Origin of the sequence: Paenibacillus algicola (assembly GCF_005577435.1) — a bacterium.
GTDB lineage: Bacteria > Bacillota > Bacilli > Paenibacillales > Paenibacillaceae > Paenibacillus_AQ > Paenibacillus_AQ algicola.
In genome coordinates, this window is record NZ_CP040396.1 from 1,753,159 (window position 1) to 1,773,099 (window position 19,941).

Sequence of the window (19,941 nt, forward strand, 5' to 3'; positions counted from 1 at the left end):
CTTTGCCAACCGCTAGCTTACGGCCGAATTGTAACCTGGGTGTGGATAGGAACAAGCGCAGCCAAGGTGTTAACGTCTTCGTTATACATCCGGACGCAGCCTGCCGACACGGCTCTGCCGATCGAGCCTGGATCGTCCGTACCGTGAATGCCATAGTGCGGCTTGGAAAGCCCAAGCCAATACGAGCCGTAAGGACCTCCCGGATTGGGCTGCTTATTGACGATGGTATACTCGCCGGGCGGTGTTTGCGTTGCCAGCTTCCCGATCGCCACCGGAAATTGCCGGATGACGATGTCTCCGTCCAGCAGGTACAGCGCGAAGTCGGATAGATCGACAATGATGCGGTATTTGGGCATTTTGCTCCCTCCCTTAACTTCATCTTATGCAGTAATACTTAATCTGGAGAATGCCACTCCGGTATTCCCAGCTGTGCGTTTGGCGTGCCGCCGCTTATGGTTAATACTTGTTAACTCAGACTCAGGGAGATGATAGGGGCATGAATATACTGATGGCAGGGGTGTTTGACTCCGAGGCGGATCTGTACAACACGGTTCGGCAGCTGAAGGAAGCGGGAATTCAGGCCGAAGACATCTCGGTCGTTTCAAGGCGTGTCAAAATGCTGGAGAAGCTGAGCCAGCTTACAGGCACCCAGCCGCCTCAGACCGGGGATTCATCAAAAATGGTGATTGGTATCCTCCGCGAGGTTGCTGCAGGCTTTCAAGTGCTGCCGGAGCCGGCGGCGGTGTCAGGTCCTGCTGCCGAACGTGCTGCAGGGGCCGGCATCGGAGGCGGTGAGGACTCGCTCGCCAAGGCTTTGGCCGGAATGGGCATACCGGAAGATGAAGCAAGCTGGTATGAGAAGCAGATTGAGCAGGATCAGGTTCTCGTACTGCTTGCCTGTGAGCCCGCATATCGCCGAAGAGTCAGCGAAATATTCAACCGCAACAGTGTAGTAAATCGCTAAGACTAGACGCTTGGCTCTGGCAGATGTCCTTCTGAGAAGGACATCTTTTATTTTTTCCTGATAATAACAGCGGGACAGCGGGGAAATTCGTGGTATGATATGGGGTACGAATTGTAACAAACTCATGCTAAGGAGGACGGACCGATGTCTGCCGGCAGCGTGTATCGCACGTATGTGAAAAATAATATGTTTACCAAGATGCTGCTGCTGTTCGTGGTCATTGCGGTAACGACGATTGTCACCTTGTCCTACCTGATGTTTAATCTGATGTCTGAGTCCGTCATTCGCAACGAGCTGGGGAATCAGCGGGAAGCGGTAGAGCGGGTGGAGCGTTACGTGCACCAGAAGTACATAAATGTGCAATCCTATACGAATGATCTGTATCGGAGTGCATCCTTGGGACAGGATACCTCTTACTTTTTAATTAATGATTTCGATGAATATATGGCCAAGCGGATTGACCGGATGACCCAGTCTCCGATCGGGAACAGCGAAAGCGTGCTTCACTACTTCCGGCAGGCGCTGGACGATGATCCCGGCATTCGTAATTTAATGCTCTATAGTGCAGAGAAGCAGTATATGTATGTGTACACCCAGGGCGGAATGTCCAAGCTGTACCAGGCGAATCAGAGCCGCTCCTACATTCCGGATGCGATGGCGCTGGAGAGTCCGAGTGTCTCGGTACCGAATGAATGGGTGAGGAACCTGGTCAAGGATCAGGAGACGCCGGTGTATTCCATTCGCATGCCGATCAATGATATGAGAACCTATAAGAACCTGGGACAGCTGCTTGTCTATTACCAGGCAGAGGATTTGGATCGTTTGCTGGAGAGCTATGCGCCAGGGATTAAGGGATATGTCATGATGCTGTCGGCTGACGGCAAGGTAATGTATGATTCCTCCGGCCGGTACAATGGGGAACGCTATCCCTATGCGGACCGGCTGGTTAATTCAGAAGCAACCGTCCAGCTGGAAGAGGAGTCCTATACGGTCACTCTGTCCAACAACCAGGGCGGCTTCACCGTCGTTGGGGTAGCCCCCGTGGCTGAAATGGCCGAAGGCTATCAGGGGATTCGGGATACGATTGTGCTGGTCGCCTCCATTGGGATCCTGATTGCAATCAGCCTGCCCGCTCTCCTGATTGTGAACTATTCCAAAAGAACGAATAACATAATCCGGTTTATGCGCAAGGTAGAGACGGGAGATTTTGTAGCCCGAATACAGGATACCAAGGAAGATCAGCTGGGGCAGATCGCCCATAGCTTTAATGAGATGTTAGATGAGCTTGTTCAATATATCGATAAGGTTTATAAAGCCGAAATTAATGAGAAGAATGCCGAGCTGTCGGCGCTGCAGGCCAGAATCAATCCTCACTTTCTTTACAATACGCTGGAGGTCATCCGGATGAGGGCGCTGTCCCGTGGAGCGAGAGATGTCGGAGATATGATCTACAGCTTGTCGGTCCTGTTCAAGAACATGGTGCAGAAGAAAGAGAATTACACGCTCAAGGATGAGCTGGAAGCCTGCAGGCTGTATCTGGAGCTGTTTCGGATCCGCTATAAAGACAAGTTTATTTATAAATTACATGTGGATGAAGAGCTGAAAGAGATGCCGATGATCAAGATGTCTCTTCAGCCGCTGATCGAGAATTATATCGTCCACGGCATTCTTCCGGAACGGGAGGATAACCGCATTGAAATATTGGCGGAATGTCACGAGGATCAGGTCGAGGTAACGGTAAGAGATAACGGGAAGGGCATGAGTCCTCAGGAGCTGGAATCGCTGCAGCTGCGTCTTTCCACGGTGGAAGCGCCGGGTGAGTCGTTCGGGCTGCGGAGCGTCAGCGAGCGCCTGAGACTGACCTATGGCCCGCAGAGCAGAATGGAAATAGACAGCACTGAGGATGAAGGGACCACCGTGAAGCTCATGTTTCCGGTCACGGCAAAGGAGTGAAGCTGCATGTATAAAGTGTTCATTGTGGATGACGAGCCGTTTATCATTGAGGGATTGTATGATGCTGTGGATTGGCAGGGCTTTAACCTGGAGATCGTGGGACATGCCGGAAACGGCAGGCAGGCGCTCGAGAAGCTGAAGGAGGTGCCGGCGGATCTGCTCATTACGGACATTTCCATGCCGGTCATGACCGGACTGCAGCTCATTGCGGAGGCCCGAGCCGTTCATCCGAACCTCAAGGTGATTATCTTGAGCGGCTTTGACGATTTCGACTACCTGAAGGAAGCAATGCGGCTGGGGATTGAGAATTATCTCTTGAAGCCGATCAACCTGGAGGAGCTGGAGGAGACGCTGTCAGCTACGATCAGCAAGCTAAATGCGGTGAAGGCCAGCTACTTGCTGGATGAATATGATATGTCTGTGCTCAAAAGCAATATTTTGTATCGCTGGCTCACCGGCAAAATCCGTGAAGAAGAGCTGGCGGAACGCGCCGCTCTGCTGGGGCTGTCTCTTGATGAGCCTTATGTGCTGGTATCGGTGCTACGGGGACAAAGCGTCAGGCTGGAGCGGGTGCTCAGAGAGCTGGCGGAGCAGCAGGAGCAGGTGCTTTATTTTGTCGATGATGATGGAGATTTTGTTGTCATCTTCACGATGCAGGACCCGGAGCTGGAGAAGCCGCGGGCGATCCGCCAGCTGCGGCAAATCAGGGAGCGCTGCTATGATGAAGTGATCTCGATCTCTTTGGGAAGCGTGGAGGACTTAGGTGAAGGCAGAACGGACAGCTATTTGCACGCCAAGGAGGCGCAGGAATATTTTCTTGTGCTGCAGCAGCCTTCTTATGTGGACTATGTAGATATTCAGCAGCGGAAGGAAGAGACCGCCAAGGCGTTTCAGCTGCACTGGCCTGACTATGCGAAGGCGATTGCGGCCCGGAACAAGGAGGAGCTGTTCCGGCAGATCGATCATGACTTTGCGTCGCTGCGGAATACGCCGGGGATCGTTCCGGGTATACTGCATAGTGCAGCGGTGGAGCTGATCGTCAGGTTCAAAATGGAGCTGAGTGATATTCAGTACAGCGCAGCCCCGGATTTTTTGAAAAGAACGTTAAACGGGATTGTAGCTGCGGGAGCGATCGATGAGTTGATTTCGGTCATCAAGGCTGCAGTCAGCGATCTGGTAGACGCACTGAACAGTGATGTGAAAAGCCCTGTCATCCAGCAGATTCTGCAGCATATCCATGAGGCGTATCACGAGGACCTCTCCCTGAAGCTGCTGGGTGCGCAGTATCATATCCATCCCGTCTATCTGGGGCATCTGTTTCATAAAGAAACCGGTGAAACCTTCGCTGAATACATTAACCGATATCGCATCGAGAAGGCCAAGGAGCTGCTTAGAACGACGCCTCTTAAGGTGCAGGATATATCAAAACAGGTAGGATATTGGGAAACAGGATATTTTTATAAACAATTCAAAAAGTTCGCTGGCATGTCACCCGGTGACTTTCGAGGACTGCTCTGATGTAAGGTTCAGAGCAGTTTTTCTTTATTTTCACCATAATACCTTTAATTTTTCGCCTATATGAAAATGTTTTCATCCGGTAACCTTATAGGTGTAGCAAGCAATGAGAGACATAAAAGGGAGGACGTAAAACATGAGCAAAACAAAAAAGAAATGGCTGTTGCCACTGACAGTAATGCTGTCCGCATCCATGCTGCTTTCCGCTTGCGGAGGAAGCAACAATGAAGCTGGAAATGAAAGCGCAGGCAACGAGTCCGAGAAGCCCGCTGAAGCGACTGAACTGATCTGGTACACCATCGGTGCTCCACAGAAGGACATTGATATGGTGGAAGAGGAAATCAATAAGTACACGGCCGAGAAAATTGGCGTTACCGTTGACATCAAGATGATCGACTATGGTGACTATACGCAAAAAATGCAGGTTATGGCGGCTTCCGGTGAGCCAATGGACATCCTGTTCACAAGCTCTTGGGCATTTGACTACGTTCAAAATGCAAGAAAAGGCGCATTCATGGAGCTGGATCAGCTCATTGAAGACCATGGCCAAGGCATCAAGGAAGTGCTGGACCCAGCGTTCCTGGAAGGCTCCAAGGTCGATGGACATAACTACGGTATTCCTGCAAACAAAGAGCTTCCTGCCCAAGAGGTATGGCGCTTTAACAAAACGCTCCTTGACAAGCACAACCTGAGCATTGAAGGCTTGGAAAAGCTGGAAGATATGGAGCCGCTGCTGAAAGCTGTGAAGGAAAACGAGCCTAATGTTGTTCCATTTGCGGTAGGCAAGGACTACTCTCCGCTGAACACGCTGCCATACGACTACATTATTCAGAATCTGCCAATGGCTGTGGACATGAACGATCCAGAGCTGAAGGTCATCAACGTGCTGGATCAGCCGGACCTGATGGAAGATCTGCAAACGATGAACAAGTACTACAAGGCTGGTTACATCTCGCCTGAAGCTGCAACAACAACGTCTACCCAGGATCTGTTCACATCCGGCAACTGGTTCATGGACCGTGCAACTTCCCAGCCATTTGCAGACAACCTGTGGAGCCAAGGCTATGGATACCCTGTAGTATCCACCCCTGCGAGCGAAGCAACCATCTACAACTGGTCCGTCATGGGATCTCTGCAGGCCATCTCTGCCAACTCCGAGCATCCGGAAGAGGCCATGAAGTTCCTGAACCTGCTTAACACGGACGTAGCACTGCGTAACATGGTTGACTCCGGCATCGAAGGCGTTCACTACAAGAAAGTGAGCGAGAACGTGATGGAGAACCTGCCAGAATCCAAGAACTACGATATGCCTACCTTTGCTCTGGGTAACATCATGCTGACATACCTGAACCCTGCAGACCCTGAGAACAAGTGGGAAGAGTTTAAAAAGTTCAATGACGCTGGTACAGCAAGCCCGCTTCTCGGCTTCAACTTCGATCCTTCGAATGTGTCCACTGAGCTGGCTGCACTGAACAACGTGAAGGAAGAGTTCTGGTCCCCGTTGATGACGGGTACAGTAAGTCCGGAAGAATTCATTCCAAAAGCAAACGAAAGACTGAAGTCCGCAGGTATGGACAAAGTCATCGCTGAAGCTCAAAAGCAAATCGACGAGTGGAAAGCGAGCAAGTAATTATTGAAGACAACACTAGTATAGGAGGGGCGGCGGTTGTATAAACCGCCCCTCCTATTCTTTCATACAGAGGAGGACGCAAGCATGGGAGCGATTGGGCGTTTTTTAAAAAATATTATGACCAACAAGGCAATGCTGTTGATGGTGCTGCCGGGTGCGATCTGGTTTCTCTTTTTCTCATACCTGCCCATGTTCGGAACGATTATTGCCTTCAAGGAATATCGCTTTAGCCGGGACGGGTTTCTGGCCAGCATATTCAATAGCGAATGGGTAGGGTTTGATAATTTCAAGTTCCTGTTTAGTACGAATGATGCATATATCATCACAAGAAACACGGTGTTGTACAATTTTGTCTTTATTGTGCTGGGCCTGGTGCTCTCCGTAGCCCTGGCGATCGTACTTTCTGAAATCGTGAATAAGCGATTGGCGAAAGTGTACCAGACCGGTATGTTTCTGCCTTACTTCTTGTCCTGGGTTATCGTCGGCTACTTCGTATTCAGCTTCCTGAGCTATGACAAAGGGATGCTGAACCAAATTCTTGGCTGGTTCGGAGCCGAGCCGATTCAGTGGTACTCCGAAGCCAAATATTGGCCGATCATCCTAACTCTCGTCAGTCTCTGGAAAGCGATCGGCTATAACAGTGTCGTTTATCTGGCGGCGATCATGGGCATTGATAAATCGCTGTATGAGGCTGCTATGATTGACGGTGCTAACAAGTGGCAGCAGATCAAAGCGATTACGCTTCCGATGCTGAAGCCGCTCATGACCATTCTGACACTGCTTGCAATCGGCAGAATTTTCTACGCTGACTTCGGTCTGTTCTACCAGGTACCGCGGGATTCCGGAACATTGTATTCCGTTACCAATGTTATTGACACTTACGTATATCGCGGACTTAAAACAACCGGTGAAATCGGCATGACGACCGCTGCTGGCTTGTATCAGTCCGTTGTCGGCTTCGTCCTGGTCATTACATCTAACTATATTGTCCGCAAGTACGATAAAGATAACGCTTTGTTCTAGGCTTTACCCATGCATGTTCCGAGTTTAATTCAAGGGAGGTTCGCGCCGTGTCTAAAAGCAACGCTAAACCACAGGATTTTCACCAGCTGTCGAAGGGATGGAATATCGGAGCAAACCTGATTGCCGGCATCTTTGCCTTTCTGTGTGTGTTCCCATTCCTGTTCGTTCTTATTATCTCATTTACCGATGAGAAATCTCTTGCCACCAACGGCTATCAGATCATTCCGGAGCAATGGAGCCTGGAAGCCTATAAATATGTATTTCAGACCGGAGACGCACTGCTGCGCTCTTACGGTGTCACCATCTTTGTAACGGTTGTGGGTACATTGATCAGCTTGTTCGTGATCGCACTGTACTCTTACGCTGTATCTAGAAAAAGCTTCAGATACCGCAACTTCTTCTCCTTCTTCGCCTTCTTCACGATGCTCTTTAACGGTGGTCTCGTTCCGACCTACATCGTAGCGACGCAGCTGCTGGGCCTGAAGGATTCCATCTGGGCGCTCATCTGGCCGCTGGCGGTCAATGCGTTCTACATTATGATCCTCAGGACGTTCTACAGCACTAGTGTCCCGGATGCTATTATTGAGTCCGGCAAGATTGACGGAGCGAGTGAGTTCAAAATTTTCTACAAGCTGGTGATCCCGCTGTCGCTGCCGGGCCTTGCCACAATCGGCCTGTTCAGCACCCTGGGCTACTGGAACGACTGGTTCAACGCTTTGCTGTACATCGATGATCCGGATCTGGTTCCACTGCAATCCATGCTGATGCGGATTGAGACAAGCATGCAGTTTATTTTGCAAAATTCCCAGAACTCTTCATTGAGCATGGCAGCCCTGCAGTCCTTGCCGCAGGATACGTCCCGGATGGCAATGGTCGTGCTGGCAACCGGACCGATTGTGCTGGCTTATCCGTTCTTCCAGCGTTACTTCATTCAAGGTCTGACTATTGGTGCTGTAAAGGAATAATTCAATATGGATAAGTAATGGAGGCCAATAAACCTTCGATCAGGCCGATGCTTGACCGAAGGTCTTTCGAATAAACGAATGAAGAAACAGATGCTGCCTAATTCTAATTTCAAGCCGTCAAAGGAGCGAATCTATAGCATGGAACAATTCAGACTTCCCAAAATACCGATGCCGACACTGGAGCTTCCCCAGTCCATCCAGGATGTGCTAAAGGAAGCAGAGGACAAGCTTTCTCACCGTCCGAAGCTGCTGCAGCTGTTCAAGAACACTTTTCCTAATACGCTGGAGACGACGACAAAGCTGATGGAGGACGGAACAACCTTCGTGATTACCGGTGATATTCCGGCCATGTGGCTGCGGGATTCGGTAGAACAGGTCGTGCACTACATTCCGTTTGCGAAGAATGACCCTGATCTTCAGCGCATTCTGAGCGGACTGATCAAGCGGCACATGAATTACATTATGATTGATCCTTATGCGAATGCTTTTAACGAATCAGCCAATGACTGGCACTGGAATACGACAGATGTTACAGAAATGTCTCCTTGGGTCTGGGAGCGTAAATTTGAAATTGACTCCTTATGCTTCTCGATTCGTCTGGCATATCTGTACTGGAAGGAAACGGGCCTGACCGATGTGTTCGATGCCGGCTTCAAGCAGGCGATGCTAAAGGTGATCGAGCTGTTCAAGGTAGAGCAGCATCATTTCGAGCAGTCCCCGTACCGCTTTATGCGCAACAACGGCATTCCGGAGGATTCCATCCGCAATGGCGGTCTCGGCATGCCGGTGAACTATACGGGCATGGTCTGGTCCGGCTTCCGCTCCAGTGATGATGCCTGCGACTTCCATTACAACATTCCAGGCAATATGTTTGCTGTCGTTGCGCTGCGCCATATGCAGGAATTTGCAGAATGGATCTTCCGCGATATGGCGCTGCTGGCAGATCTGAAGCAGCTGGAAGCGGAGATTGACCACGGCATCAAGCTCTACGGCATTTATCGTCATCCGGAATTCGGTCCGATCTATGCTTACGAAACGGATGGCTTCGGCAACTACTCCCTGATGGATGATGCCGGGACGCCAGGTCTCATGTCTATTCCTTACCTGGGCTATGTGAGTGCTGATGATCCGATCTACCAGAACACGAGACGGTTCGCGCTGAGCAAGGAGAACCCGTTCTACTTCGAGGGTAAAGTGGCCAGAGGCATCGGAAGTCCGCACACGCCGCCGGATTATGTATGGCATATGGCACTCTCCATGCAGGGCATAACGGCATCGACCGACGAGGAAAGACTGGAGATGATCTCCATGCTGGAGGCTACAGACGCAGATACCGGGTACATGCATGAGGGCTTCCATGTCGATGATCCGGCTGTATTTACACGAAAATGGTTTGCCTGGTCGAACAGCCTGTTCTCCCAGCTCGTGTACAAAGCGATGAAGGATGGGATTCTATGAAGAATAACGTGATCTTTTTGTATGATCCCGCGTTTCCTGCCGCCGCTGACAGCAGTCTTCCTGCTGCAGCGGAAGGCTTGCAGGCGCTGGGCTCGGTGCAGGACGCTTCCACGCTGTCAGAGGCCCTGGCCTCTGCCGGGGAAGGCAGCTGCTTCGTCAATCTGCATGCGCCTTATTTCCCGAAGCAGGCCTGGCCTGCCATTCTTGCATATTTGAAAAATGGCGGCGGGCTGCTATCCATCGGCGGCGCACCGTTCAAAATTCCGGTCCGGCAAGAGCGTGAGAGCTGGGTCTGTGAGCCGGAGCAAACCGCTTATCATCAGCAGCTTCACATTCATGAAACCCTGCCGGTTGACAGTGCGCGTGTCTCGCGCTTGATCAGCCATCAGGATATTTCTGTTTTTAGCGGCAGTGACGCGTGGCTTCCGGTAGAGCCGACCTGGAATCTCGTCCCGCATGTCACGAAATGCAGTGATTTGCCGGAGCAGATGGGCTCGGCTGGACCGATGGATACCCGGATTTACCCGCTAGTTAAGGGAATCATGGACAATGGCAGAGAGGTATCGGCACCGGTCGTGCTGTGGGAGAATACGGGCGGTCCTTTTATCGGCAGCCGCTGGATTTTTGTAAATCAGCCGGCGGGCCGCGGTTTATGGGGAGAAGAAGGTCTGAAGGCGCTGGGCTCCTGGTGTGACTATGCAGCGCGAGGCATTACCGAGCTGTGGATCAAGCCGAACTACGCTTCCTTCGAAGCTGGAGAGCGGGCACAGCTGACGCTGCAAACGCAGCGGCTGTCCAAGCGTCTGACGGCAGGTGAAAAGGAATCCTGGACGTTCCGGATCACGGTTCAGCATACAGAGCAGTCATCTCAAGTATGGCAGCATGAGCTGACCGTCGAAGTGAGCGGCCAGATGGACTTTATCCGTATTCCTGTTCCGATGGAGCTGATACCGGGCGCCTACCGCGTCATTTGCAGCGCCGCCGGTCCTCACGGTGAAACGCGGACACTCCGTCAGGGCTTCTGGCGCTTGGATGCAGAGCTGCTGTCAGAGGGCACGCCGATCACCTGTGACCGGGACTACTTTATCAAAGACGGACGGCCGCTGCCGGTGGTGGGGATGACCTACATGACATCAGATGTGGCGCGTAAATATTTGTTCCTGCCTAATACGGATGTGTGGGACCGCGATATGGCCCAGATGAAGCGAGCCGGCATCAACTGGATCCGTACCGGCTTGTGGACGGCTTACCGCAATGTTATGCAGGTGGATGGACACGCGTCCGAGGAGGTCATGCGTTCCATTGACGCCTTCTTCCTGACTGCGAAAAAGCATGATCTGCAGGTGACCTTTACGTTCTTCTCCTTTACCCCGGAAACGTGGGAGGGCAAGAATCCTTACCTGGATCCCCGAAGCGTTGAGGCTCAGAAGCGCTTTATCCGCTCGATTGTATCGCGTCACAAGAACACCAAGCATGTAGACTGGGATCTGATCAACGAGCCGTCCATGTTTGATCCGCCGCGCATCTTCTCGGATGGTCCGCGTTCGGCCAGAGATGAATTTGAGCGCCAGGCTTACATTGAATGGCTGCGCGAGCGTCATGGTGAGATTGAGGTGCTGCAGGAGCGCTGGAATATGACTCCGGTGCAGCTGCCGGATTTCGACAATGTGGTTCCGCCGGAGGCGGAGGAGATTAATTTCGACGTTCAGGATATGCATCAGGCCAAGAAGGGAACACGCTGGCTGGATTACGCACTCTTTTCGATGGACATGCACAACCGCTGGGCCAAGGAGCTGTATGATGCGATCAAGGACGAGTGTCCGGATCATCTGGTCACGGTAGGACAGGATGAGGCGCTGGGCGCCCAGCGTCCATCTCCGTTCTTCTACGCCGAAGCCGCCGACTATACAACCGTGCATTCCTGGTGGCTGAACGATAATCTGGTGTGGGATGGGATCTTCGCCAAAACGCCGGATAAGCCGAATCTCATTCAGGAAACCGGCATCATGTATGTGGAGACTCCGGAAGGCCGCGCAAAGCGCAGTGAGGCAGAGCTGCGAAACATACTGGAGCGTAAATATGCCTATGCCTTCTCAACCGGCGGTGCCGGAGCGGTGCAATGGATCTGGAATACGAATTTCTATATGGATAATGCGAATGAATCCCACATTGGGGCGGTTCGCGCGGACGGAACGGAGAAGCCGGAGGCCGATGTATCCTATGACTTCGGAGTCTTTATGAATGGCATCCGGGATCTGTTCAAGGGTCGCGAGCTGGAGGAGGGCGCTGTCGTCTTCCCATACTCCAATGATTTCTCCAACCGGAAGCTGGCCATAGAGGCAACCACCACGGCTACGCGCGTTCTGGCTTATGAGCTGAACATGCCTTTCCGCGCCGTGGGCGAATATGATCTCAGCTCGCTGCGGAAGCAGCCGGTCAAATGGATCCTGCTGCCGAGCGCTCATAACCTGGATGACCAGGCCTTTGCAGAGCTGGTGTCGATCGTGGAAGAGACCGGAGCTGTACTTCTCCTGACAGGACCGCTTAGCCTCGATGCTTACTGGCGTCAGGTCGGTCGCCTTGAGAATGAGCTGGGCCAAGCTAAAATGGTGAATGTCCGCCGCGAGGAAGCTCTTGAAATTGGAAACACCGTTTACCCGGTGTCCTACGGCAGCCGCAAAATCGCTCAGGTCAGCAAGGAAGTCCGCAGTGGGGGTAAGCTTGATCAGGGGCTTACGGGTCTGCACAGTGTTCAGATGGGGACCGGTCGCCTGATCTGGTGTCCGCTGCCTGTGGAGCTGAATGATCGCATAGAGCCGGTGGCGGCTCTGTACAGCTATATGCTGAAGCAGGCTTGCGCCAAGTCCGAGCTGGAGTGGATTCATGGCGGTCAGATGGCCGGTGTATATGGAACCGTGCTGCGTTTTGCCGAGGGCTCGCTGTATGTGTTCAGCTCAGAGCAGTCGTTTGATGTTCCGGTGGAGGTTCGCGATCCCCGAACAGGCTGCACCTATTTCTTCAATCTGGAAACCGATCGCAGCGTATTGTTTGCCGTGGATCAGGACGGAAGCCTGATATCCGTGTACCGCCCGGCAGAAGTTCATGTTGCGGTCGTTAAAGGCTAACCAAGGGGGATGAATTCACAATGACGCAGTCCAGAAAAGCACATATTATTTCGCATACCCACTGGGACAGAGAGTGGTACTTGCCTTATGAGAAGCATCACGTTCGTCTGATCGAGCTGATGGATACCCTGCTGGAGACCATGGAAAAGGAACCGGAATACCGGTACTTTTTCCTGGACGGCCAGACGATTATTCTGGATGACTACCTGCAGGTGCGGCCGGAGAAAAAAGAGCAGCTGGATCAGCTCATTCATGACGGCCGCATTCAGATCGGTCCATGGTATATTTTGCAGGATGCATTTCTGACAAGCAGTGAAGCGAACGTGCGGAATATGCAGATTGGCCATGAGGATGCGGCTAAATACGGTACAGTGTCCAAAATCGGATACTTTCCAGATACCTTCGGCTTAGCCGGCCAAACGCCGCAGCTGATGGTGCAGTCCGGCATCGACAACGCGTTCTTCGGGCGCGGCGTCAAGCCTACCGGATTCAATAATACCGTATCGGACGGCGGCTATGAATCCTCCTTCTCCGAGCTGACCTGGCAGGGTCCGGACGGCTCGAAGGTACTCGGAATTCTGTTTGCCAACTGGTACAGCAACGGTAATGAGGTGCCGGCAGATGAAGAGGAAGCGAAGGCTTACTGGGAAAGAAAGCTGGCAGATGCGGAGAAATATGCATCGACGGGTCAGCTGCTATACATGAACGGCTGTGACCATCAGCCGATCCAGACCGATCTGCCGGAAGCGATCCAGACGGCGGGCAAGCTGTATCATGATACGGAATTTGTACACTCTACCTTTGATCAGTATCTGGATGAGCTGCGGCAGCATCTGGGCCAAGAGCTGTCCACCGTAGAAGGCGAGCTGCGCAGCCAGCGTACCGACGGCTGGGGGACCTTGGTAAATACAGCCTCCGCCCGGGTATATCTGAAGCAGATGAACCAGACCGGACAGAGCATGCTGGAGAAGGTAGCGGAGCCGCTCGCTTCTATGGCAAGCCTGGCAGGACAAGAATATCCGCATCATCTGTTTACCTATGCGTGGAAGACACTGATGCAGAATCATCCGCATGACAGCATTTGCGGCTGCAGTGTCGATGAGGTGCACCGCGAGATGGTGACCCGCTTCGAGAAGAGCCGCCATGTAGCGGAGAATATCGCGGACGACAGCAAGGCCGCGATCGCGAACGTCATTGATACCTCGGCATTCTCCCAATGGGGTGAGGGCGCGGTGCCATTCGTCGTCTTTAACACCACAGGCTGGAAGAGAACCGGTACCGTGACGGTAACGCTGGATGCCGAGCGGCTCTATTTCCGCGATGGCTATTCTTTGAAGGAAACCGCAGAGCGCATGAAGCAGGTAGATCTTTCCGGGATGACGGTTGTGGACGAGCAAGGACGGCCGGTTCTCTTTACGCTGGAGGATCTGGGGCTGCAATTCGGCTATGATCTGCCGGATGACCGCTTCCGTCAGCCGTATATGTGCCGCCGGGTGAAGGTTACCCTTTACGCCGCCAATGTACCGGCACTGGGCTATCAAACGCTGGCGCTGGTCAAAGGCGCAGCCGCCTCGTCTCATGACAGCTCGCTATTCCGCAGCGACCGGATCATGGAGAATGATGCCTTGAAGGTCGAGCTGAATGCAGACGGCTCCTTTACCCTGACCGATAAGCTGAGTGGACAGGTATACCGTGATCAAGGGATATTTGAGAACACAGGCGACATTGGTAACGAATATATGTTCAAGCAGCCGGAAGGGGAAGAAGCTCTGAGTACAAAAGGGCTTGAAGCACAAATTACGGTCGTTGAGGATAGTCCGTTCCGTGCTTCCCTTCAAGTGATGCATGAGTGGGATATACCGGTATCGGCGGATGACAAGCTGCTGCAGGAGCAGATTGAGCTCATCTATTATCCGGAGCGGAAAGCACAGCGTGCAAGTGAGACCATTACGCTGAAGCTGAAGACGGTGATTACACTGGAGCGTGACGCTAAAGGCGTGCAAATGTCGGTTACCTTCAATAATCAGAGTAAGGATCATCGCTTGCGTGTGTGGTTCCCGACAGATCTGCAGACTGCGGTTCACCGGGCGGACTCTATGTTTGAGGTGGCGGAGCGCAGCAACGAGCCGGCAGCAGAGTGGGAGAATCCAAGCAATACAGCACATCAGCAGGCCTTCGTGGATGTCAGCGGTGAGAGTGCCGGCCTGACGGTAGCGAACCTGGGCCTTAACGAATATGAAGTGCTGCGGGACGGCCGCAATACGATTGCCGTTACGCTGCTTCGCGCCGTAGGCGAGCTGGGCGACTGGGGCTACTTCCCGACGCCGGAAGCTCAATGCATCGGGGAGTCCACCGTCCATCTGGAGGTCATTCCACATCAGGGCAGCGGCATTCAGGACGGTGCTTTTGCGCAGGCTTACCAGTTCCAGGTGCCATGGGCAGCGGTTCAGACCGGGGTCCATGAAGGAAAGCTGCCAGCCAGCTATTCCATGTTTACCTGGGAGCATCCGCAGCTGGCGTTCTCTTCCTTGAAGATGAACCGGGATTCCGGGGATTGGATGCTTCGCTGGTTCAACCTGGGCGGCGAAGCCGCAGAGCTGGAGCTTGGCACCGCGCTTGCAGAAGCTGCTGCGTACAAAACGACGATTTTGGAGCAGAAGCAGGAAGAGCAGCAGGTCTTCAGCAGCACACAGCCGCTGCAGCTGACGGTTAAGCCGTATGAGATTGTGACGGTTGGTGTTCAGGCTTCTTCGAAGTAAAAACAGGGCTGCCTTTCAGGAGAATGCATTCTCCGAGAGGCGGCCCTCTTTATGTGGGATGAAGGGGACGTAACTGCACCCTCACTGGACAAGGACAGCGCCCCTGTAATTCGCTATAATGAAAAGGAATACAATGATCCATGGAGGACAAGAAATGATTCATTTCAACGGATTACATCATGTCAGCCTGGCCGTCCGAAGCTTGGACATCGCCAGGGCCTTTTATTCAGAGAAGCTGATGCTGCAGGAGATTCCCCGGCCTCCCTTTAATTCCACTGGAGTCTGGTATGCGGTCGGAGATCAGCAGCTGCATTTGCTGGAGCATCCAGGCGGAGATACATTAAGGGAGCGGGGGATTGATACGGTAGACGGCCATTTTGCATTCTGGGTCAAGAGTCACTCTGACACAAAAGCATGGCTGGAGGAGCAGGGCATCCCTTATGAAGCTCGGCCGGACAGTGTGGCCGGCTTTGCTCAGATTTATGTGCTGGATCCCGATCGGAACATTCTGGAGTTTGGTGCGCCTTACGGCTCATAGGCAGCGCGCCAGCGACGCGTTTCTTTGCGGCTTCTATAGGAGCAGGACGGTCAGCAGCTGGAGTACAAGGCGATCATGTCGTGCTCCGCTGCTGCAGTCTTTTCCGATTTCCGAAGATGGGAAAGTATTTATCTTATAAGTACAGGAGTATTCATCTTCACCGTGTCATACAGCCAGATGACATCTTCATTATGCATTCGAATACAGCCTGCGGATGAATATGTGCCGATGGAGGAGGGACTGTTCGTGCCGTGGATGGCGTAGGCGTAGCTGAGCTTGCCGTTTATTTTGACATTCAGGCCGAGCCAGCGCGCACCGAGCGGATTGTCAGGGGCTCCACCCTTGATCTTCTCTTTGTAGTAGGGGCGGTTCTTCACCTTCTCGTGAATCAAGAACAAGCCCTCTGGGGTGAAGGATGGCTTCTTTCCAGTGGCGACCTTAAAGCTTTTCACCGCCTTTCCCTTTTCGAAGTACGTCAGTGTGTTGGTCGATTTCTCGATCAGGATGAACTGCTCGTGCAGCGCATAAGTACTGCTTAGCTTCGGAGCAGCAGACGCTTCTGCAGCCTCTGCTGCAGCGAAGCCGCTGGAAACACCGGGTACTCCTGCAGCCAGGAGCAGAGCCCAGATCAGACTGTAATACCATAGCCGTAGCATGAGCACTCACCTCTTTCGCCCTCCAGTATATGCGTGAAGAAATGAATGGTGCCCTCAAAAAAATATATTGCTTTATAGATAGCGAACATGCTATTATATATTTTATTGAAGGACGGTAGCTCAGCGGGAGAGCACTATCTTGACAGGGTAGGGGTCACGGGTTCGATCCCCGTCCGTCCTATATGAAGAGAAGGAAACCTTGAGAAATCAAGGTTTTTTTTGTTTATAAAATTCCCTTTACTAGTCAATGCTAGCCTTAGCAGGTAGCGTGAGCAGGAGGGATGATGTTGAAGAATAAAGACGACAGCTTGTCGGCTCGCAAAGCCGGTACAGTCATAGCGCTGGGCTGCATGCTGCTTCTGGCCGGGTGCAATATTCCAAGCAGGGCGGACACGCTGCCGCTGCTGGAGGCTCCGTCGTCACCGGTGCATAAGGATGTGTATGAGCGTTCGGTACGTGAGGACGTGTACCCGTCCGGCGGGAGAGGGGAGCGGCTGATTCAGGAGCCGACGCTGAAGCCGTCAAGCGCGCTGCAGGGACGATAATGATATGAAGGCACTCTGTACGAATGAGAAAGGACGAGGAATGGTGAAGCTATTCTTCGTCCCATTTCCGGGAGTAGCCTTTTTTGATGGTGTAAAACATCGGAACAATCAGGATCACGGCGATGACAACCGCAGCCAGAATCGTGCCTCCAAGACCCATAAATATCTCCTCCTTCAATGAAGCTGTTCCTTTCACTATACAGAAAATCAATTGTTTTGTATAATGGTTCAGCTGTATACACAGACATTTATAATGACCGCTAATAGAACAAGCAGGGCGTGAAAGAGGTGCAGAACATGGCAGCAGAAATCATTAATGTATCGACAGAGGAAGAGCTCAGGGCTGCGCTCACAATCCGCAAGGAAGTGTTCGTGGAGGAGCAGAAGGTTCCTGAGGACCTGGAGATTGATGAATACGACAACCTGGAGGCTGAAGCCCAGCATATCCTGATTAAATATGACGGGGAGTTTGCCGCAGCCGGACGCGTCATTCGTTACAACAAGGATGCAGCCAAAATGCAGCGAATTGCTGTACGGCAGAAATTCCGTACCCAGGGGCTCGGCCGGGTGCTCGTGCTGGCTATGGAAAATGCAGCGCGGGAGCTGAAGCTGGAATCCTCCGTACTGGATGCCCAGTGTCAAGCGGAAGGCTTCTATGCCAAGCTGGGCTATACTACCACCTCTACCGAGCCTTTCGATGATGCCGGAATTCCGCATGTACGCATGGTGAAGGAGCTATAGGGTCTTGTCAAGACTGCATGCGTGCTGCATCAGGAGCCTGACGTGAAACCGAAGAAAAGCCTGCCCTCCTAACGAGGAGGGCAGGCTTTTCTTGCCTTAGTGGATTGTAGCCAGTCAGCCGCTACAGCTCATACACGCGGTGCTGCTCCAGAAACTTCATCGGGCCGGTGGAGTTGCGGAACTGCTCCATGTTGTCGGCATAATGCATGAGATGGATGTTGGACTGCAGCTCCTCCGGCAGGCTCAGCAGCTCGGAAAGCGTGGTATGCACCTGTCCTTCTCCCTCCAGCTGACACTCGTGCAGAATCGTATCGCAGCGGCGCTCCGTGACCAGCTGGTGCAGCAGCTGGGGATCAAAGGTCATATCGGCACTGTAAAAGACGCGGCCATTGAGATACAAGGAATAGCTGTCCCTTCCGGGGATATGCCGGGTATGAATCAGCTCCACGGTGATGCCGGGCGAGAGATCGGCAGGGGTCCCTACCGGCAGCGGAATGACGGTGAACACATCCTCCAGCGATTCAATATATTTTTCCTGGTACAGACCGCCTTTCAGGGTGTGTTCCCACAGCGGGCCTGCCAGAGGCTCTGCAAGGTACAGCGGGATTTTACGCTGGTATCTCATTTTCATCTGGAACGCGAGCTCCTCCAGTCCTCCTACATGATCGGCGTGGGTGTGCGTGATTAGCACGGCATCAATAGAGTCCCAGGAGCGTCCCAGCTGATGGAGGGCCGTAGGTGCGGTGACGCCGCAGTCGACCATGAGTGTAAAGTTCTCATCAAAGATCAATGCATTATTGTTGAAATACTTTCGGGAAAAAGCGCTGCCGGTACCTAGCATTTGCAATTTCAAGGTCAATGGAATCCTCCTCCTTCTTATCCATTTCATGCGATTGGACATACTGATATTGTACCTAATCAGCGTCTTCTGCACCATTCCCGGGAAAATACACATAAATTATGTGGTTCTCCGCAACTTTACTTTTTGTCGTGTAGTATACACATGTATCAGCGAGAATCAATGGAGGGGATTAATGGACATGAGGGTAAAGCTGGGTTGGAAAAAAATCACAGCCGCAGCTCTGGTCATCACGTTAATGAGCGGAAGCACGCTGTTGTTTGCAGATTCGATTCAGGACAAGATCCGGGTGTTGATGAACGGTCGGGAGCTGAAAGATGGTGCCTATCTGATTGATAATAAGATTTATGTGCCGCTGCGGGATATGAATGCAGCCTCAGACTGGGATAAAAGTGCCGGCAAGGTACAGGTCGTGAAGCCGAATGTACATATCTTTCTGTTCAAGGGAGATACGGCATTCGGGAACGTGAACCGGGGCAAATTAAAGTTTAACGTGTTCAGCCAGGTGGATTCCGTGCATGATGATGTGGAGTCCGTCAAGGTAGCGATTGAAGATCCTTCAGGCAGCATCAAGGATATTCAGTCTCAGAGCAACCTGCAGGGCAAGGATAATTTCTGGTTTCGAACCTATGACTTTACGTACGATTTCGATACCGTCGGCAAATATTCGGTAGGCTTCTATGTCAAGCTGACGGGAAGCTCGGGCTATGAAAAGGTTGCCGAAAAAATCATTACTGTGCTGAAATAAGCCCGATCATTGTAGGTTCACCCGATGGACCTCGCAGTGATCAAGCGGGGCTCTGCCTGAAATTGACCTGGTCCCGGCTTCCGTGTTACCATACCAAGGATTGATAATTTAATTGAAGTGAGGTTTAACATTCAATGAGTGATCACACACATGGACATGACCATGATCATGACCAAGACGCCGAGGAATTCGTACTGACCTTGACCGATGAACAGGGCAAGGAAATGGAAATGGTTCTGGTGGAAACGTTCGACGTGGGCGAGAAGCTGTACGCTCTTCTGCTGGAGCGCAACAATCCGGGAGCAGACGGCGTGATCCTGCGTATGGAAGAAGAGGACGAGGAAATGGTTCTCTATAACATTGAAGATGAAGACGAATGGAACGCGGTAGAAGAGGCTTATAACGAGCTCGTTGCCGCTCAGGAATAGGGCTTGCAAACTAAACAGCGGTGCTCGGGAGATG

General features: G+C 52.3%; 17 protein-coding genes and 1 tRNA gene. 15 read left to right on the forward strand and 3 right to left on the reverse strand.

The window, feature by feature from the left end:
- Positions 1 to 17 precede the first annotated feature (17 nt).
- Positions 18 to 356, reverse strand: coding sequence for a L,D-transpeptidase (locus tag E6C60_RS07850; protein ID WP_138225351.1), 339 nt, complete (start codon positions 354 to 356; stop codon positions 18 to 20).
- Positions 357 to 496: 140 nt separating this feature from the next.
- On the opposite strand from E6C60_RS07850, the gene E6C60_RS07855 reads away from it, so the two are divergent.
- From E6C60_RS07855 to E6C60_RS07900, 10 genes are all read left to right on the forward strand, one after another.
- The gene (locus tag E6C60_RS07855) at positions 497 to 964 is read left to right on the forward strand and encodes a general stress protein (protein WP_138225352.1); all 468 of its coding nucleotides are present in this window, start codon (positions 497 to 499) and stop codon (positions 962 to 964) included.
- A gap of 144 nt (positions 965 to 1,108) precedes the next feature.
- The gene (locus tag E6C60_RS07860; RefSeq protein WP_138225353.1) at positions 1,109 to 2,917 is read left to right on the forward strand and encodes a cache domain-containing sensor histidine kinase; all 1,809 of its coding nucleotides are present in this window, start codon (positions 1,109 to 1,111) and stop codon (positions 2,915 to 2,917) included.
- 6 nt (positions 2,918 to 2,923) lie between these two features.
- On the forward strand, positions 2,924 to 4,435 hold the full coding sequence (locus E6C60_RS07865; RefSeq protein WP_138225354.1) for a response regulator transcription factor: 1,512 nt from the start codon (positions 2,924 to 2,926) through the stop codon (positions 4,433 to 4,435).
- 133 nt (positions 4,436 to 4,568) lie between these two features.
- Positions 4,569 to 6,062, forward strand: coding sequence for an ABC transporter substrate-binding protein (locus E6C60_RS07870; protein WP_138225355.1), 1,494 nt, complete (start codon positions 4,569 to 4,571; stop codon positions 6,060 to 6,062).
- A gap of 84 nt (positions 6,063 to 6,146) precedes the next feature.
- Complete coding sequence (locus E6C60_RS07875; RefSeq protein WP_138225356.1) at positions 6,147 to 7,085, forward strand: ABC transporter permease; 939 nt, start codon at positions 6,147 to 6,149, stop codon at positions 7,083 to 7,085.
- Between the two features lie 47 nt (positions 7,086 to 7,132).
- Positions 7,133 to 8,050: a carbohydrate ABC transporter permease gene (locus E6C60_RS07880; protein ID WP_138225357.1), complete on the forward strand. Its 918-nt coding sequence runs from the start codon at positions 7,133 to 7,135 to the stop codon at positions 8,048 to 8,050.
- A 138-nt stretch (positions 8,051 to 8,188) separates the two neighbouring features.
- Positions 8,189 to 9,508, forward strand: a complete 1,320-nt coding sequence (locus tag E6C60_RS07885) for a glycoside hydrolase family 125 protein (RefSeq protein WP_138225358.1) — start codon at positions 8,189 to 8,191, stop codon at positions 9,506 to 9,508.
- A complete protein-coding gene (locus tag E6C60_RS07890) occupies positions 9,505 to 12,633 on the forward strand; it encodes a beta-galactosidase (RefSeq protein ID WP_138225359.1) in 3,129 nt (1,042 codons plus the stop codon). The genes E6C60_RS07885 and E6C60_RS07890 overlap by 4 nt, the downstream gene beginning before the upstream one ends.
- 20 nt (positions 12,634 to 12,653) lie before the next feature.
- Positions 12,654 to 15,392, forward strand: coding sequence for an alpha-mannosidase (locus E6C60_RS07895; RefSeq protein WP_138225360.1), 2,739 nt, complete (start codon positions 12,654 to 12,656; stop codon positions 15,390 to 15,392).
- Positions 15,393 to 15,546: 154 nt separating this feature from the next.
- Positions 15,547 to 15,930 carry a VOC family protein gene (locus E6C60_RS07900; protein ID WP_138225361.1) on the forward strand — a complete coding sequence of 128 codons (384 nt, stop codon included), beginning with the start codon at positions 15,547 to 15,549 and terminating at the stop codon, positions 15,928 to 15,930.
- A 128-nt stretch (positions 15,931 to 16,058) separates the two neighbouring features.
- On the opposite strand, the gene E6C60_RS07905 is transcribed toward E6C60_RS07900, so the two are convergent.
- A complete protein-coding gene (locus tag E6C60_RS07905) occupies positions 16,059 to 16,586 on the reverse strand; it encodes a L,D-transpeptidase (protein ID WP_138225362.1) in 528 nt (175 codons plus the stop codon).
- A gap of 109 nt (positions 16,587 to 16,695) precedes the next feature.
- Here E6C60_RS07905 and E6C60_RS07910 point away from each other — a divergent pair.
- The 3 genes from E6C60_RS07910 to E6C60_RS07920 all read left to right on the forward strand — a co-directional run bounded on the left by E6C60_RS07910 (position 16,696) and on the right by E6C60_RS07920 (position 17,872).
- A tRNA-Val gene (locus E6C60_RS07910) sits at positions 16,696 to 16,767 on the forward strand.
- A 100-nt stretch (positions 16,768 to 16,867) separates the two neighbouring features.
- Positions 16,868 to 17,131 (forward strand): hypothetical protein, encoded by a 264-nt coding sequence (locus E6C60_RS07915; protein ID WP_138225363.1) that lies wholly within the window; start codon positions 16,868 to 16,870, stop codon positions 17,129 to 17,131.
- Between the two features lie 297 nt (positions 17,132 to 17,428).
- The gene (locus tag E6C60_RS07920; protein WP_138225364.1) at positions 17,429 to 17,872 is read left to right on the forward strand and encodes a GNAT family N-acetyltransferase; all 444 of its coding nucleotides are present in this window, start codon (positions 17,429 to 17,431) and stop codon (positions 17,870 to 17,872) included.
- A 121-nt stretch (positions 17,873 to 17,993) separates the two neighbouring features.
- Here the strand turns inward: E6C60_RS07920 and E6C60_RS07925 are convergent, their stop codons facing one another.
- A complete protein-coding gene (locus E6C60_RS07925) occupies positions 17,994 to 18,731 on the reverse strand; it encodes an MBL fold metallo-hydrolase (protein WP_138225365.1) in 738 nt (245 codons plus the stop codon).
- Between the two features lie 193 nt (positions 18,732 to 18,924).
- Between E6C60_RS07925 and E6C60_RS07930 the strand changes: the two genes are divergently transcribed.
- The gene (locus E6C60_RS07930) at positions 18,925 to 19,479 is read left to right on the forward strand and encodes a copper amine oxidase (RefSeq protein WP_138227685.1); all 555 of its coding nucleotides are present in this window, start codon (positions 18,925 to 18,927) and stop codon (positions 19,477 to 19,479) included.
- Positions 19,480 to 19,613: 134 nt separating this feature from the next.
- A complete protein-coding gene (locus E6C60_RS07935) occupies positions 19,614 to 19,907 on the forward strand; it encodes a DUF1292 domain-containing protein (RefSeq protein ID WP_138225366.1) in 294 nt (97 codons plus the stop codon).
- Positions 19,908 to 19,941 lie beyond the last annotated feature (34 nt).